We start from the raw sequence: 17,119 nt of genomic DNA on the forward strand, positions 1-17,119 counted from the left end.
CGATCGTTCATTTCTCAGGTGCTCTTGACTACACCCTCGCCACTCGTTTAAGACCACATCTTCATATTTTCAATGTAGGACACCTATGCGCACCACACACATGTTTATACCCACCTTACGGGAAGACCCCGGAGAAGCCGAGGTGATCAGCCACCGGCTCATGCTCCGATCCGGCCTGATTCGAAAGGTTGCCGCTGGAATCTACTCCTATCTTCCACTGGGGCTTCGCGTCATCCGGAAAGTCGAACAGATTATTCGAGAGGAAATGAATCGCATCGGGGCTCAAGAGGTCCTCCTCCCCGTCCTGTCGCCGGCAGAACTCTGGAAAGAAACCGAACGGTGGGATTTTTACGGAAAAGAACTGATCCGATGTCATGATCGTCATGATCGCGACTTCTGTTTAGGACCAACCCACGAAGAGGTGATCACGGACTTGTTCCGACGTGAAGTTCGATCATACCGACAATTGCCGGTCACGCTCTATCAGATTCAAACCAAGTTTCGTGATGAAATTCGTCCACGGTTCGGACTGATGCGCGGTCGTGAATTCATTATGAAAGACGCCTATAGCTTCGACCAAAACGAAGAGGAATCCCGAAAAACCTATCACAGTATGTATGATGCCTATCATCGTATTTTCACGCGCACGGGTCTGCAGTTTCGCGCCGTAGAAGCCGATACGGGCCTTATTGGTGGAACATCGTCTCATGAATTTATGGTGCTCGCCAACACGGGGGAAGAACTCATTGTGTTTGACCCGAAAAGCGCGTATGCCGCGAATGTGGAGAGGGCCGAAGTCGTTCCCGAAGTACGTTCCCAATTAGCCCAATCTCCAGAATCACTCAAAAAGGTCAGCACTCCACAGGCAAAAACCGTCACGGAAGTTTGCCGGGTACTCAACACCACTCCAGATCGCCTGGTGAAAACGTTAGTCTATACAACACCGGACCATTCGTTTATCGCCGTCCTCATTCGTGGGGACCACCAAGCCAATGAAATCAAAATTCAACGCCACCTCGGCATTCACGACCTCACACTCGCCGACCCCGAGTCTGTGCTAGCACTCACGAATGCCCCAACAGGATTTGCCGGTCCGATCGGACTTCAAGGAATTAAAATCCTTGCAGACCATGCGGTTGGCATACTCAGCAATTTTATCGTCGGAGCTAATGAAGCAGATATGCATTACATCAATGCCAATGCCGACCGAGACTTTACCATCGACATCATCGGCGACTTCCGACAAGCGCAAGCAGGCGATGCATCTCCCCACAGTCAAGCAAAGCTTGAGACGGCACGAGGCATCGAAGTTGGTCACGTCTTCATGCTCGGCACGAAATATAGCGAAAAAATGGGGGCAACCTATCTTGACTCACAGGGAGTGGACCATTACGCAGTCATGGGGTGTTACGGCATTGGCGTCGGCAGAACAGTCGCAGCCGCCATTGAGCAAAATCACGATGACCGTGGCATCACATGGCCAATCCCCATCGCGCCATTTCATGTCCACCTCCTTCCGGTGACCAACTCAGAACAGGTTCACGAGGTCACCAACAGCCTCTACACAGAATTACAACAAGCAAACATCGAGGTCTTACTCGACGATAGAGATGAACGCGCTGGGGTTAAGTTTAACGATGCTGACTTGATCGGAGCGCCATTTCAGGTAGTAATTGGAGATAAAGGACTCGCAAAAGGCACCATAGACCTTAAAGAACGAAAAAGCGGTGAAAAGGTATCAATTTTCCCGTCCGAACTCACTGAGTACGTACGGGAAAAACTGTCAAACGCCACCAATACCCAATAACAAAAAATACTGTCTCCGCACTTCTAAGGTTTCGCCAAGCAATCAAATGGAACGAGATGAAATCTGCTGCTCTAACTCACTGTTTTCATAGATTATTCATGCATTGCCTCCATCATTCCTCGTTGACAATATATCGTACTGAGTGATACCGTAGTACTTTGTCTTACACAATAATTGTGTGCTCGCTCTTCTTTTCAAGGCATTTCCATGCTCAACCAAATGAATGTTCGGGGGTTATTGTTTGACCCCTATAATAACGCCTATATCGTCATACTGAGAGACGAGCAAAATTCCGACATGCTCCCTATATGGGTAGGGAAATCTGAAGCTAGTGCCATTAGTTTTGCATTAGAACGCATTGCCCCACCGCGTCCGATGACCCATGATTTAATGAAAACGATACTGGATAGCATGGAAGCAAAGATCATCAGCGTTGTCCTGACAGACTTGAAAGAAAATACGTACTTTGCAAAAATTCATTTACTCTATGGAGACTCTGAATTTTCCATTGATTCACGACCTAGTGATGCCATTGCTGTTGCCTTGAGAACCGATGCTCCGATTTTTGCCACCGCCGAGGTTTTACATAAACAAAGTTCTGAAGAACTTGAGCGCTGGCTGGAAAACCTTAAGCCTGAAGACTTCGGTAAATTTGAAGGCTAGCAGTAAGCATCAAGACCGATATAGCCTAAATTTCTTGTATAAACGGCACCAAATACATTCTAATAAATAGAAAATATTGCATAGGTTGACCACTGCATATGTCTGATCATCCCGACCTTAACCTTCTTATCGCGCTCAAAGTTCATGGGGTGCTTATCGACCCCAACACTGAGACGCAAATTGTTGTTCTTCGAGATGAAAAGAACTCTGAAGTCTTGCCGATTTGGGTGGGCACAGCTGAAGGCACATCGATTCGGCTGGCGCTAGAAGAAGTCGTTCCACCAAGGCCGATGAGCCATGACTTGATTTATAGCTTTGGTGAACATTTAGGATTTACGATTTCGAGCGTCATTATTACCGAAGTAAAAAATAATACGTATTATGCCTCCATCCAAATTTCCAAAAATGGCTTTGAGAAAACGGTTGATTCCAGACCCAGTGATGCCATAGCGCTTGCTCTTCGAACCAAGAGCCCTATTTATGTCACGCAAGAAGTCTTGGAAAAACGAGGTGGGGAAAATTTAGATGCATGGCTGGCCAAGCTGGACCCCAAAAGCTTTGGTCAGTCGGAAACAGAAGCCTCATAACGAATAAGTAGATTCGTACCATTACGAAGGAGAATTGCATGCGATCGTTTCAAGCCAAGCCCCTGGAAATTGAGAGAAAATGGCATCTTATTGACGCCGAAGGTAAGACCCTTGGTCGACTCGCCTCGCGTATTGCGATGCTATTACGGGGAAAGCATAAGCCTATTTTTACACCGAATGTTGATACCGGAGATCATGTCGTCGTGATCAACACGAAGCAAATTCATCTCACCCGAAATAAATTTAAAGTCAAAACCTATTACCACCATACAGGTTATCCTGGTGGCATTAAATCAGTCACGGCAGAACAATTACATGAGAAAAAGCCAACAGAGCTTCTGAATCAAGCCATACGCGGCATGCTGCCAAAGTCTCCGCTAGGCAAGCAAATGGCCAAAAAGTTACGATTGTACCCTGGCGCTGAACATCCCCATGAGGCACAAAACCCTCAAGCCTTAACTCTATAAGATAACGTGAACGTCATTTATGCTTACCTGTTTTTTTAAAGAGGATTCAAAGAATGGTTGAAACAACACAGTACGCGACAGGGAAAAAAAAGTATGCAATCGCCCGGGCATGGATTGAACCAGGAAATGGAACAATTCAAGTGAACAATAGGCCAGCAGATCAGTACTTTACTCGATTAGGGCATCGAAATCAGATTGTCTCCCCATTTGATATTACTGGAACCTCTGGACAATACAATGTGCGTGCGACTCTTGCTGGTGGAGGCGTATCCGGCCAAGCTGGAGCCTTACGTCATGCGATTGCAAAAGCCCTCTCGATTCTAAGCCCCTCTCTTCGAGAATCACTCAAGAAGAAAGGCCTTCTCACCCGCGACTCACGGGTTAAGGAACGAAAAAAATACGGACAGAAAGGCGCAAGGGCTAAGTTCCAATATTCCAAACGCTGAGACCTTCTATGGTTTTTTAGTAAAAAAGGGAAGGCCTCAATGCCTTCCCTTTTTTCTTGTCCAAAACCGGCTCATGTCGGGGCTGTCAATTGTTCATTCCCATCATACGCTCACACGACCTGCCGATGTAACATGCACCGGTAATTATAGGCTTAAGGAACAATGGAAACACACAAAAAACGGGCTGCGATCATTGGAGCAAGTGGTTATACCGGGGGAGAACTGTTTCGGCTACTGGCAAGTCACCCTGAAATTTCCATAACCGTCGTAGCCTCTTCTGAAAAAACAGCTGGGCAACCTCTGAGTGCCATCTTCCCCCACCTTCACTCGTTGACCTCTCTTTCGTTAGTTCCACTTGACGCGCAAGCCATTGCCCAACAGGCCGATATTATTTTCATGGCTCTTCCTCATACCCACTCATTACAACCAGTCGCCAAATTTCTTGACCTCAATAAGCTGGTTATTGATTTGAGTGCCGACTATCGATTGAAAGACCCAGCCGTATATGAACACTATTACGGTGTGTCCCATCCATTCCCGGCTCTGTTACAAGAGAGCGTCTATGGGTTGCCTGAACTTTATCGATCAGCCATTCAACAAGCTCGTTTAATTGCCGTACCTGGCTGCTACCCCACGGCGGCCATTTTGCAGCTTGCGCCGTTATTAGCACATGGACTGATTGACCCAAGCACGATAATTATTGACGCAAAATCAGGCATTTCCGGAGCTGGGCGAGGTGCCAACTTGGCATATCATTTTCCTGAGGCCCATGAGTCGATCCATGCGTATAAGATCGGAACCCATCGACATATCTCGGAAATTGAACAGGAATTGACTAAAATTTCTAACCATACCAGGACAGAAACCACAACATCAGTCCCTTCCGATCTTTCAGTGTTATTTACGCCTCACCTCGTACCCATGAATCGAGGGATTCTCAGCACGGCATATGCCAAGCTTACCAAACAAGGTTCAAGGGAAGATTGGACATCGCTGTATAAAGATTTTTATAAAAATGAATCCTGTATTCGGGTCTTTCAACATCCCCATGACGTCACTCCAAGTCATGTCCGAGGCTCAAATTTTTGCGACCTTGGCGTCACCCATGACCCAAGAACCGGGCGAATTATCACCGTTTCGGCTCTGGATAATCTCGTCAAAGGCGCAGCAGGACAAGCCATTCAAGCTATGAATCTGGCCTTAGACTTCCCGGAAGATCTTGGACTTACATCTCATGGCCTCTTTCCATAAACACCCATCTATCCAAAAATTCACGCAAATATTACAGCGACAGGTAACCATCAGATGAAACACACTAACGGAGGGGTGACGGCTCCTAAAGGATTCAAGGCCTCAGGCATTCATGCTGGAATTAAAGCCTCTCCCTTGTTTGACCTCGCACTCCTCGTATCGGATATTGAAGGTCCGATGGCCGGAGTGTTCACCCAAAATAAAATTCCAGCTGCGCCGGTCATTCTCGATCGCCTCCACCTCAAGAAACCATTCGGTCAAGCCCTTATTGTCAATAGTGGAAATGCTAACGCCTGCACCGGAGCCCCGGGATTACAAGATGCCGAGGAGATGGCCGCACTTGTTGCCAAACGGTTGGATATCCCCCCCACGAGTGTCTTTGTCGGCTCAACCGGTGTTATTGGGCCAAGACTTCCAATGCCGGCTATTCGAAAAGGCATTCCGGTACTCATGCAACAATTACGAAAATCTGGGCATCGAGACGCCGCACGAGCCATCATGACCACCGACACAACAATAAAGGAAATGGCGGTTCAAACACGAATCGGCAAACAACTCGTCAGCATAGGCGGTATGGCAAAAGGCTCAGGGATGATTCATCCGGATATGGCAACCATGCTTGCCTATATCACAACCGATGCCGCCATTCATCCCAACACACTCCAAGCTTTACTGCGCGAAGCCGTCGATTCATCGTTTAATACCATTTCGGTTGATGGAGAAACGAGTACGAATGATACCGTTCTCTGTCTGGCTAATGGAATGGCAGAAAACCCGATGATTCAAGCACATTCCGCGGATCAAAAGAATTTTCATCAAGCGCTCAATCACCTATGTCAGGCATTGGCTATGAAAATTTGTCAAGATGGGGAAGGCGCAACGAAAGTCGTTGAAATCCTGGTACGCGGAACGAAAAATGAGCAAGATGCAAAGCAAATTGCCAAGACGCTCGCCACCTCTCCACTCGTCAAAACGGCCTTGTTTGGAGAAGACCCCAATTGGGGACGATTCATGGTGGCCATTGGCCGTTCTGGTCCAGCAATACAACCAAAACACATTGCGATTGCATTTGATAATGTCACGATGGTCAAAAATGGACAAGAAATCATGCCAACCAAGGAACGAGATGTTCAACGAGTAATGAAGAAGAAATCCTATACGATTACGATCACGGTAGGAAAGGGAAAAGCCTCAACCAAAGTTTGGACGACAGACTTCTCGTACGACTACGTAAAAATCAACGCCTCCTATCGATCTTAATTGGACACCTGTAATCAAAATGGCAATCGGAAAAGAGACTTCAAGAAAGATTGCCCATCAGGCACACACACAACTCCCAACTACCGTGGCCAAGGGACACCTGTAATCAAAATGGCAATCGGAAAAGAGACTTCAAGAAAGATTGCCCATCAGGCACACACACAACTCCCAACTACCGTGGCCAAGGGACACCTGTAATCAAAATGGCAATTGGAAAAGAGACTTCAAGAAAGATTGCCCATCAGGCACACACACAACTCCCAACTACCGTGGCCAAGGGACACTTATAATAAAAATATCAGATACTGTAAGACTTCAAGAAAGAATACCTACCAGAGACACACAGCACCTCCAACAACCGTGGGCAAGGGACACCTACAATTTCAATCGTGAGCTACGATCGTCATTCGAGTGTTGGTTATAGCCGTTCCAATTTACTTCCGTCTGTACGACGTGTGTTTTTGCGCTGTGTACATGATGTAAATTCGGTTGAAAGTTATTTGGTTTCGTTATAAGCCTGCATGGGCTATAACACTGTCAAGTGTTCGTGCCCTAAACACCTACCTGAAGTTATGTGATGTCGCTACAAGAAGCAATATTGAAACGATTCGAGAAATTTATTTCCGAACGTTGTGGCGAGAAATGAGATCATGAAGCGTTGGGCGGCTCACGCCAAGTATGACGGCAGCCTTGGTAATATTTCCGCTTGTTTTCGTCAGCGTTTGTTCTACTAAACTTTTTTCAACGGCATCGCGGGCTTCCTTGAGCGTTGTCCGTTCAGCAAATTCTTTGGGCTCTTCTAAATCAAGGTCAGAGGGGATCAGTCGTGAATGATCCGAGAGGGTCACGGCTCGTCGAATTCGATTTTCCAATTCTCGTACATTTCCCGGCCATGCATACCGCTCAATCGCCTCGACCGCTTCCCGACTAAACCCAGCAATTTTCCTTTTCGCTTCATCAGCATATCGTTGCAGTAACGATTTAGCGATCACCATGATATCCGCTCCACGCTCACGAAGAGGAGGTGCCGTAATCGTCACAGTATTCAATCGCCAATACAAGTCTTCACGAAACCGTCCATCTTTCATGGCTTCCTGAAGATCTAAATTCGTCGCGGCAATCACGCGTGCATCCACTGGAATTTCTACACGCCCACCGACACGCTCAATGCATCGCTCTTGAAGGACACGAAGCAATTTCACTTGCAAGGCCGTAGACAGCTCACCAATTTCATCGAGAAATAACGTACCGCCCTGCGCCAACTCGACTCGGCCGCGTCGTTGAAGATGGGCACCAGTAAACGACCCCTTCTCATGCCCAAATAATTCACTCTCCAGTAATGTTTCAGGAATAGCCCCACAGTTGATTGCCACAAACGAACCATCTCGTCGCTCACTTTGGTGATGAATCGCACGCGCAATCAGTTCCTTTCCTGTCCCACTTTCTCCAACGACTAAGACTGAGACATCTGAGTTCGCCACACGTCGAATTGTATCAAACACTTTCTCCATGGTCGGACTTGTTCCGATAATTTCGTGAAAACTTCGACTATTCTCACGTTCCAGAAGCATACGATTCTCGACTTCTACTTGCGCGAGATAGCTGCCACGCTGAAGAATAACTTTCAACACCTCCAGATCGACAGGCTTTTCCATAAAATCATACGCACCAAGCTGGATCGCTTTAAGCGCATTGGCGCGATCATGGTTTCCTGTAATCACGATGACTTTCATCGAAGGATTGAGTGAGAGAAACTCTTCTAACGCCAGAAACCCTTCCGCCACGCCATCAGGATCAGGAGGTAAGCCGAGGTCCAACGTCACCAAGTCAATCTGCGTCTTTTCCATGATCTCAAGAGCGTCAGTTCTTCCCCCTGCTTCAAAGACCTGGTAGGCATGCTTCACCCCCCACTTCATCTGTTCACGAAGCTCGAGGTTGTCATCCACCACCAAAAGAGATGGAAGAGCCTGCCTCTCTCCCTGACTGGAATCCCTCAATGCCTCTTCCATAGCATCCTTTCATCACCCATCGCGCAACGCTACCTCACCGATACATTCATACTTGCGACTGGACGACAAACCTGCGGTAAGAGAATTGAAACGCTCGTGCCTCGACCTTCCTGACTATCAATTCTCATAATGCCTCCATGATCTTGAACAATTTGCCGGCATTGATATAAACCAATACCCAAGCCTTTCTTCTTGGTCGTTCGAAAGGGCTGAAAGAGCGTCCGGAGTTGCGCCTCAGGAATTCCCCGTCCATTATCTTTAATAACAACTAACACATTCTGCCCCTCTTGCTTCGTTTCGATTTCAATGATCCCATCATCATGTATCGCTTGCTGTGCATTCATCAGCACATTCAAGATGACATGCTTAAACTCCTCAGGAATGAGCGAGACATCGGGAAGGTCAGAGCCAGGGACGAGTTGAGGTTTACAGGACACGCCCTCCAACGTTCCCACGACATCCGAGACAATCTCATTCACATTCATGACTTCAAAAGACGCAGCGGGTTCCTGCTTTGGGGCCTTAACGTGGAGCGAGATTTTTCCAATCAGCGCCATCATCCGCTGAACAGTCTTTCCAATGGTCCGCATGGCAGAAGCCTGAAATTCCTGATCATGCCCATACATCTCGGCATTTTGAGAGACTAACGAAAGCCCTGACGCCAGATTTTTTAAATCGTGCAAATAAAAAGCCGAAAACTTGTGAACCGCTTCCCACTCAGCAGATGCACGTTGCTCATCCATCAACTTCACTTGCGTGAGCAACATGGCGACATGATGCCCCATCGCTCGAAGAAGGTCGAGATCGTCTCGACCATAGGGACGGCCATGCAACTCTTCACTGAGGGTGATAAAACCCATAAGATGCTCAGACGCCGACTGCAATGGCACACACACCACGGCTCTCGTATCTTCCATAAAGCTTTTTATCTGATCGTTCGTTTCAGTTGCCTGAGCATACAACACCATTGGAACTCCTTGGTGTCCTAATTGCGTAATCACAGGGTGGGTCATAGAAATCGAGGCATTTGAGGGCCCAGTCGTCACAGACCGTACTTGGTGAAATCGATTGTCCGTTTGAAATTCTATCCAAATCGTTACTTTTGATGCCCCAAATGTCCGACTCAAAATACTTAAAAATTCGTCTAAAATTTCTTCGACGGACTGACAGGAACTAAATGATTCTGTTAATTCAAGCCACTTACTCCGATAGTCATACTTTGATCGATAAAAATGCTTCGCGACAAACAACTGCAGCTCTGCTTGCACTTGTCGAGAAAACATTCCAATAACTAACACGACGCCAGCGACAAAAAGCACGAGCATACCCAATGCCGAACTCATCGTCCAATCAGTTTGCCTCACCACGGCGACGACGAGCCCCACACCGACAAGATACACGCCAACAATGAGAAAGGTAAAAGAGGTATACAAGACATGAGGAGACACGAATAGTTTGTGACTCAAGTCTTCTGGCCCCCATCGGCTCAACCCGTACACAATTAATCCGATCGATAAAAACACTGCCATAGCTGCCATCCACATAGACTCTTGCTGCCAGACCGCAAATAACAACATTTGACTGGCCTGAACAATTGCAATGGCCGCCATGCCGCCGACCCCAATAACAACGAACTTGATTTGATACCGAATTGGATCACGTGACACGCGAAGAATATGTTCCAATTCAGATAAGCCGAGAATCAAACTCACTAAGATAAACCCCCAAATCACTCGCCCCCACGGTCGCTGAAACACCACCACTTCGTGTTCGGGACCTGCCGAAACCACCATATGAGGAAACCCGGCGACAAACAGTCCTAATCCCACCGCAACCGCAAGTAATGCACGAAATCGCCACACATATAACTGATGAAAAGGGAGCGACAGATGTTTCGTAAATGACAAGGCAACCAAATAGATGGTCACTGGCCACAGAATTTCTCCAAGGAGAGAGAGCTGCCTCCAGAATACAAACTGGTGTTCAAACAGTACAGAAAACCCATTCGTCAATTGAACCCATACCGTGACTGCTGCCATCAACAGCAGGGCGAGAAACACGCGTCCTTTATTCTGCCGAAAAAGAAGAAGGGCGGCCAAAAAGAGAGCCGCCCCACCACTTAGGAAACACGGGATCGTCCAGATCACGATTCTTCCTCTTAGACTGTATGAATTGACTGATCAGGCATAAATTCTAAGAGAACAGGCCAAAGGTCTTGAATAAAGTTTATGCCATGCTGGTATGCCGCTTCCGAACTCGTCGTCACCGGTATTGAAATTCTGACCAAGGAACCGTCCGTTCGATTTTTCGTGATGGCATCCCAGATCATGTAGCCTTTCGCCCAATACTCACTCGCAATCACACGGCCACGATCATGATACCAATATAAGATCACTTGCTGCTCCAAGCCCTTTTCAATCAGCACACGGTTGATGACCTGCCCACGGCCATCGCCCATTGGGACTGTGACATGCTCGGACTCCACAAATTGCCATCCAGCTCCCGGCAAACAATTCTTCGGTGAATGATACGTACTACCCGTTCGTTGACTTTCATAATAGCCGACATACAACCATACAGGACCGCTCATTGCCTCCCCATGAGGACGAGAAACGTTGAGTTGACTCACATGGCTCATATTTGCGGTCCCTGATTCTTCAGCTGGCCAATACACACGCATCATGTAATCCGACAACTTCAGGACTTTGAGAATCTTCTCTTCCAACCCCAGTTCTTTACCTTTCCAATGATTAGCTACGGTCAAAGGAAACGTTTCAAAGGCTTTTTTACTTTGTACGGTGTCTCCATAGGACAGTGATTCAATCACCCCCCATGTGCCAATTAACATGACAACTGCAATTATAAAAGGCCAAGGTTTCATGCCTAGTCACTCCCGAACTTCATAGTCCTGCCTCGTCTCTTCGTCTTTGTCCCATCCAAGACAAGAGGCTGCCACAGATTAAAAGCATAACAAATGCTGCAATAAACACAATCCACCCTTCGAAGGTATGATAAAAACCTTCTGCAGCTTCGACTCCCCAATAGTGAGCCAGAATCCCAGTCCCGCTGACCCGAACCGCATTGGCAATGATGGCAATGGGAATTGAGAGAAACACGAGCACCCATCTTTTCCAGATCACTGTTTGAGAAAAGTAACCATACACCGTCCCTAACGCCAACAGCGACAATAATGATCGAAGCCCGCTGCAGGCTTCGGCCACCTCAAGTGTTGTACCAGCCAGGGCGATTAAATTCCCTTCTCGCAATACTGGGATCCCGAGAGAAAACAAACAAAACGTTGCCGTTTTGGCAGCAAATAGCTGTAAAGGAAATGCAATGGTATTCACCACAATCGCAGGCAACGGCACCATAAAGATTAAGAAGGCCAAAGGAAGACTGACTATCCACATCATGTTCCAGCCAAACACAAGCAGAACCAGCCCACTCAACACAGCGATCAACGAACATCGTTGCGTGTACAGTTCTGCTCCAACCAACCCAATGACTAACATCATCAGGCCAAAGCCTAGAAGTCCAATTCCCCACCAACTAGGTTGAATGTTCGTTTGTTTGATGTCATCCCAACGTTCCCAAACAAAAAATATCGATAAGAAAGGCACTAAAAATCCATGGGAATAATCAGGATCATTATACCAATCACCAATCAGCGCACCGGTAATATCCCAATACAGCAAGAGCAAGAGGCCAATGATCGGAATCGACCAAAGAAAAAAAGTTCGAGAATCAAACGATGAATGCGAGGGAAGACTCATAACCGTCATAAATACACATCCATTAGTCTCATTCCGTGTACGCTCCTAATGTGAAACATCATATGATGCGACATGCTTCTTCATTAACGAAATATTGCACAACGTCCCCTGAAAGAGGAACTGTTATAGCCGATTCAGTTATACCGAAACGATACGGCGCCACTGTGTACACGTTTGCTCCAATACGTGAGAGAACACGTCAAGCATTGTCAGTTATAGGCGATTCCATGAACTTCCCTACTCTTGACACGTTGGATATCGCGTTGAAAGTCCTCATGGTTTATAGCGAATCTGCATATGCGCCAAACAGGAGCATACAACGAACCCGACGAGAGACAACGTTTCAATTAGCGATAGTTTATGTGAAACGGCTATAACTGAAACGTATTTGGATTCGCTACAAGCGTCTGAATTGCATATGATTGCTGGTAGTTCTTCGGTTTAACTGAGGTGACTCTTAAGCTCTACCATCACTATCGATACTGCTCACATCTCCAGCATGTTGGATCAATTCCACACAATGTCATACTCTGACGTTGAAAAAAAGACATGACTTACAGACGGGCATGGCCGACATCTACAAAGCCCAGCCTAGATTCCAACAAAGATTGCGCGTCTCGTCAAGACACTCAAACCACATCAGGAATCTACGTACTCAAAGTATGGTGCCTGTACTATTCACAGAACAAGGCAAACATATGGGTACATTGGTCAATGTCTGTTACACACGAACAGAAATGAAAGAAACGTGGAAGAGCATCAAGCATGATGCTGTAACGTGATCAAGTATGAATTGATGGAAAACCCACACGAGAAGAAAGCACAAGTATGAATGCGAACATACGAATCCGTCTATATAACATCTACCGATTCTCCAGGTGGCACCCGTTCTCCTTGATTATCTGATGGATGCAACCCGTACTTCTTTAAGAGTTTATAAAAATCTGCACGATACCGACCGGCAATCTGCGATGCTCGAGAAATGTTTCCATCGGTTGCCCGGAGAATGTCCTTTAAGTACTCACGCTCAAAATCTTCTTTGGCTTCGGTCAATGGCTGAAGCGTACCTGGAGACTTATCGGGGGTCAAGGGTAATAGGTCTGCCGTAATCATATCTTTCGGAGACATGACGACGGCACGCTCAATGACATTTTCAAGTTCTCGAACGTTTCCTGGCCACGAGTACGTGACCATCGTTTGCATCGCATCTGGCGTAAACCCTCGAATGGGCTTATTCAGACGCGCCACACTTTGTTTGAGAAAAAATTGCGTTAACGAAGGGATATCCTGGCGGCGATCACGCAACGGTGGAATCCAGAGCGGCACGACATGAATTCGATAATAGAGATCTTCTCGGAACCGTCCTTCCTTCACCGCGACTTCCAGGTCTGAATTCGTTGCGGCGAGAATCCGCACATCAACTTTCGTTGGCACTTGCGCTCCAATCGGAAGCACTTCCCGTTGTTGAATCGCTCGCAAAAGCTTTCCTTGAAGTGATAAGGGCATTTCACCAATTTCGTCAAGAAACAACGTCCCTTTATCAGCTGTCTGGAACAGTCCGCGCTTCGTCTGATGAGCGCCAGTAAAAGATCCCTTTTGGTGGCCAAATAACTCGCTCTCAAACAATGTCTCAGGAATGGCCGCACAATTCACGGCAATGAATGACTTATTCGCTCGAGAACTATTGCAGTGGATGACTCGCGCAATGACTTCTTTTCCCGTTCCCGTTTCTCCAGAAATACACACAGTAGCATCAGTACCGGCTACTCGTGCCACCTGTTGAAGCAATGCTTGCATCTCAGAACTCCGAGCCACGACCTTATCCATGCCGTATAACTCATTGACCAGCATTTGCAGGCGATGGATTTCTTGGCTCATGCGTTGTTGAGTTAAGGCCTTATCAATACTCGCAAGAAGTTCTTTATCATCAAACGGTTTTGTCAAATATCCATGCGCGCCCTTTTGCATGGCTTCTACAGCGTTCGGAATACATCCGTGTGCCGTGAGAATTAAGACAGGAAGGCCTGCATGCAGATGATGTAGATCTTCCATCAACCCCAGACCATCTGAGTCCGGCAAGCGAAGGTCGAGAATGGCAAAGTCGAAAGCCTCTTCCTGGGCTCGGCTTAATGCATCTCGCCCTGTCCCACAAGGCGTCACGACAAACCCCATTGACTTGAGTCGCATTTGCAAGAGTGTCAACAGACTCGGATCATCATCGACAACAAGAATACGTTCATCTGACATAAGATTTTTCCATTCCTATTTGGGGGAGGCGGCTTCTAACTCTGGAGAAGGGGTCAATTCTTCTGATGGTCGAGTTGGCGGAGCCTTCTCCTTGAGCTCTTGATCAATTCTCCGAAGCGCCTCCAACTGATGCATGAGTTCCTCAACTTTCTTTTCGCTCGAGTCCAATGCTTCTTGAAGGGATAAGCGGATGGCGGGCTCTTTTTCTAATTCACGTATTTCCTTCGATAAAGCCGCAATGACTTGATTCAATTCCTCTACCTTTTTATCTCGGTCTATCACCTTTTGCTGTAACGATTCAAGCGACGTCTGTTCAAGCTTTGCCACCAAATCATACACCATAAATTCTCGATCCACGATTTCACGAGTCAGACGTCGTGCGAGATCAATAGTTGAGAGTTGTGCTCCTTCCTTTGGTGCATGAAGGACATCAAGAAGCCAAAGCCAAAATCGGCTTTCAGCCGCTAAACGACTCGATGGCTTTGCCGAGATCACCTTTCGGAAATGAGACGAAGCTAAAACCTTGTCAGAATACAGCAATGCCACACCTCGGAGAAAATTTGGTTTCTGACAGGCTAATGGCGTTTTACATGTTTTCAACTCTTGCTCTTGGGACTCGACAAGAGCACGAAAAAATGGGGCATCTTCCGAATCAGGCTCGAATATTGAGGACAATGAACCATTCAAATACTGAACCTGCGCGATCGCAGGGTCAATCTCCCACATATCTACAGGCAAACTTACTATTCCCAAAAATACGGCCACCCCAATCATGACACATGAGACTTTAGAGAAACGATTTGCCCATCGTATCATTTGGTGACTCCACTAGCCTTTCGACTACCTACTATAACATGAAGTGTTGTCCCTTTTCCGACTTCACTCTCAGCCCAGATAGTTCCTCCATGAGCCTCCACCACTCTCTTCGCTAAAGCCAACCCGATACCGCTTCCAACATACGAACGACCTTCTTGTGATCTTCCTTGATAAAATCGTTCAAAAATATGGGGCAAGTCTTCAGGCGGGACCCCAGGCCCGGTATCCGACACGGAGAGATGAAAACATTGGTTATCTTCTGAAGCCTTTGACTGAATGGTAATAGACGATCCTTCAGGGCTAAATTTAATCGCATTGGACAACAAATTCTCGGTCACCTGTTCAATGCGTGAACCATCAACTTCTTGCATACGAACACGATCATGTGATAACTCGGTCAACAGTTGAATATGTTTGCGTTCTGCAAGGAATTTCATTTTCTCAACCGAACGCAACACCAGACGATTCAAGTCCGTGAGATGAAATTGATAGGCTAACATATCGGCTTCCATCCGAGACAAATCAAGAAGATTGCCGATTAACTGATTCAGACGTTGACTACTTTCCATTAAAATGGTCAAGGTCTCCCGTTGATCGCGATTGACAGGACCAGGAATACCATCAATGAGAAGTTGCGTGCCCTCTCGAATAGAAGTTAACGGGGTGCGAAGTTCATGCGACACATTGGCAAGAAACTCAGACTTCATTTGATCCAATTGCTGTAATTGTTCACTCATCCAGTTAACCGTAAGAACCAGTTCTCGTAACTCATGCGGAACAGTCACCGGAACCGTGCTACCAAACTGACCTTGCCCAATACGACGTATCTGTCCCTGAACGCGCCTAAGCGGACGAAGAATACTATAACTGGCAACACCAGCTAAACCAAGTCCTAACAGTAATGCCATGATCATCAGTTGTCGAGAAATATCGACCGCTTGAACAGACCGCACATGCGTATCACGTAAAATGCCCCCAATACTTGATTCCTGTAATGTAATATACGAATTTATCGACTCCGTCATGGAGTCAACCAACACATCACGACGACTCTCGTAGGAAGAAATAGACACTTCAGAGCTTTCACGCTGCTCCACCCCTTCACTGAGAAACAGCGTGTGAAGGTCTTCATGCAGTTGCTTGACTGTCGCCAACAACTCCAAGGTCTCTGGGGAATCCTCCTGCTCTTGCAAGACTTGCAGCGTTTTTCGAAAGTTTTCGGCTTCTTCAAGAAATTCTTGTAACAACAAAGTATCCCGAAGAACCAGATATTGCTTATCGCTCTTTAACTGCGCATATAAACTCACAATCAAACGTTTCGCTGTTTCAACAGCAGGAAAATGATGGATAACCAGCTGTGCACTTAAATCCGTCAGAACGCGAAGTTGATTCAGAACATACAGATTCACCCCAACGACTAAGGCGATAATGGTTAAATACCCCAACGCTGATCGCCAAAATATAGAAAGACGTGAAAACATCAGACAGCCTGCATCCAACAGTGAATAATGTCGTACATACTGTGACGACGTAATCGTTTATACCGATTACACATTTTTCTTCACCTATGATTCAACGCACAATGAGTCAAATCATACATCTCCTTAACAAACAGATCTCCTAACAATCAGACATAAGAGAATCCACTAGAAAACATACTACCCTTTGACGAGTCAAATCTCACCGTCAAAACAGTGCATTGCGGAGTAAAAAATCAAAAAAATATGAAAAACATCATGACAATGTTTTCTACCATTCATCCGTCTAACAATTTCAGAAATTACGTATAACAC

General features: G+C 46.6%; 14 protein-coding genes. 7 read left to right on the forward strand and 7 right to left on the reverse strand.

Annotation, left to right across the window (positions count from 1 at the left end; genetic code table 11):
* Positions 1–85 precede the first annotated feature (85 nt).
* From ACWHX8_RS13950 to argJ, 7 genes are all read left to right on the forward strand, one after another.
* Positions 86–1,807 (forward strand): proline--tRNA ligase, encoded by a 1,722-nt coding sequence (locus ACWHX8_RS13950; RefSeq protein WP_447968736.1) that lies wholly within the window; start codon positions 86–88, stop codon positions 1,805–1,807.
* Between the two features lie 207 nt (positions 1,808–2,014).
* A complete protein-coding gene (locus tag ACWHX8_RS13955) occupies positions 2,015–2,470 on the forward strand; it encodes a bifunctional nuclease family protein (RefSeq protein ID WP_447968737.1) in 456 nt (151 codons plus the stop codon).
* Between the two features lie 98 nt (positions 2,471–2,568).
* Positions 2,569–3,057 carry a bifunctional nuclease family protein gene (locus ACWHX8_RS13960; protein WP_447968738.1) on the forward strand — a complete coding sequence of 163 codons (489 nt, stop codon included), beginning with the start codon at positions 2,569–2,571 and terminating at the stop codon, positions 3,055–3,057.
* A gap of 38 nt (positions 3,058–3,095) precedes the next feature.
* The gene (rplM, locus tag ACWHX8_RS13965) at positions 3,096–3,524 is read left to right on the forward strand and encodes a 50S ribosomal protein L13 (protein ID WP_447968739.1); all 429 of its coding nucleotides are present in this window, start codon (positions 3,096–3,098) and stop codon (positions 3,522–3,524) included.
* A 53-nt stretch (positions 3,525–3,577) separates the two neighbouring features.
* Positions 3,578–3,970, forward strand: coding sequence for a 30S ribosomal protein S9 (gene rpsI / locus ACWHX8_RS13970; RefSeq protein WP_447968740.1), 393 nt, complete (start codon positions 3,578–3,580; stop codon positions 3,968–3,970).
* Positions 3,971–4,132: 162 nt separating this feature from the next.
* Positions 4,133–5,221, forward strand: coding sequence for an N-acetyl-gamma-glutamyl-phosphate reductase (gene argC, locus ACWHX8_RS13975; RefSeq protein WP_447968741.1), 1,089 nt, complete (start codon positions 4,133–4,135; stop codon positions 5,219–5,221).
* A gap of 54 nt (positions 5,222–5,275) precedes the next feature.
* Entirely contained in the window at positions 5,276–6,481 is a 1,206-nt protein-coding gene (gene argJ / locus ACWHX8_RS13980; RefSeq protein ID WP_447968742.1) for a bifunctional glutamate N-acetyltransferase/amino-acid acetyltransferase ArgJ, read from the forward strand.
* Between the two features lie 617 nt (positions 6,482–7,098).
* Here argJ and prsR read toward each other — a convergent pair.
* From prsR to ACWHX8_RS14015, 7 genes are all read right to left on the reverse strand, one after another.
* The gene (prsR, locus tag ACWHX8_RS13985) at positions 7,099–8,490 is read right to left on the reverse strand and encodes a PEP-CTERM-box response regulator transcription factor (RefSeq protein ID WP_447968743.1); all 1,392 of its coding nucleotides are present in this window, start codon (positions 8,488–8,490) and stop codon (positions 7,099–7,101) included.
* A gap of 29 nt (positions 8,491–8,519) precedes the next feature.
* Positions 8,520–10,637 carry an XrtA/PEP-CTERM system histidine kinase PrsK gene (prsK, locus tag ACWHX8_RS13990; protein WP_447968744.1) on the reverse strand — a complete coding sequence of 706 codons (2,118 nt, stop codon included), beginning with the start codon at positions 10,635–10,637 and terminating at the stop codon, positions 8,520–8,522.
* A gap of 11 nt (positions 10,638–10,648) precedes the next feature.
* Positions 10,649–11,371, reverse strand: a complete 723-nt coding sequence (locus ACWHX8_RS13995) for an exosortase C-terminal domain/associated protein EpsI (RefSeq protein ID WP_447968745.1) — start codon at positions 11,369–11,371, stop codon at positions 10,649–10,651.
* Between the two features lie 19 nt (positions 11,372–11,390).
* Positions 11,391–12,272: an exosortase A gene (xrtA, locus tag ACWHX8_RS14000; RefSeq protein WP_447968746.1), complete on the reverse strand. Its 882-nt coding sequence runs from the start codon at positions 12,270–12,272 to the stop codon at positions 11,391–11,393.
* 843 nt (positions 12,273–13,115) lie between these two features.
* Positions 13,116–14,510 carry a sigma-54-dependent transcriptional regulator gene (locus ACWHX8_RS14005; protein ID WP_447968747.1) on the reverse strand — a complete coding sequence of 465 codons (1,395 nt, stop codon included), beginning with the start codon at positions 14,508–14,510 and terminating at the stop codon, positions 13,116–13,118.
* A 15-nt stretch (positions 14,511–14,525) separates the two neighbouring features.
* Positions 14,526–15,326 (reverse strand): hypothetical protein, encoded by an 801-nt coding sequence (locus ACWHX8_RS14010; protein WP_447968748.1) that lies wholly within the window; start codon positions 15,324–15,326, stop codon positions 14,526–14,528.
* A complete protein-coding gene (locus ACWHX8_RS14015; protein WP_447968749.1) occupies positions 15,323–16,807 on the reverse strand; it encodes a sensor histidine kinase in 1,485 nt (494 codons plus the stop codon). The genes ACWHX8_RS14010 and ACWHX8_RS14015 overlap by 4 nt, the downstream gene beginning before the upstream one ends.
* Positions 16,808–17,119 lie beyond the last annotated feature (312 nt).

This window comes from Nitrospira sp. M1, from assembly GCF_965152605.1.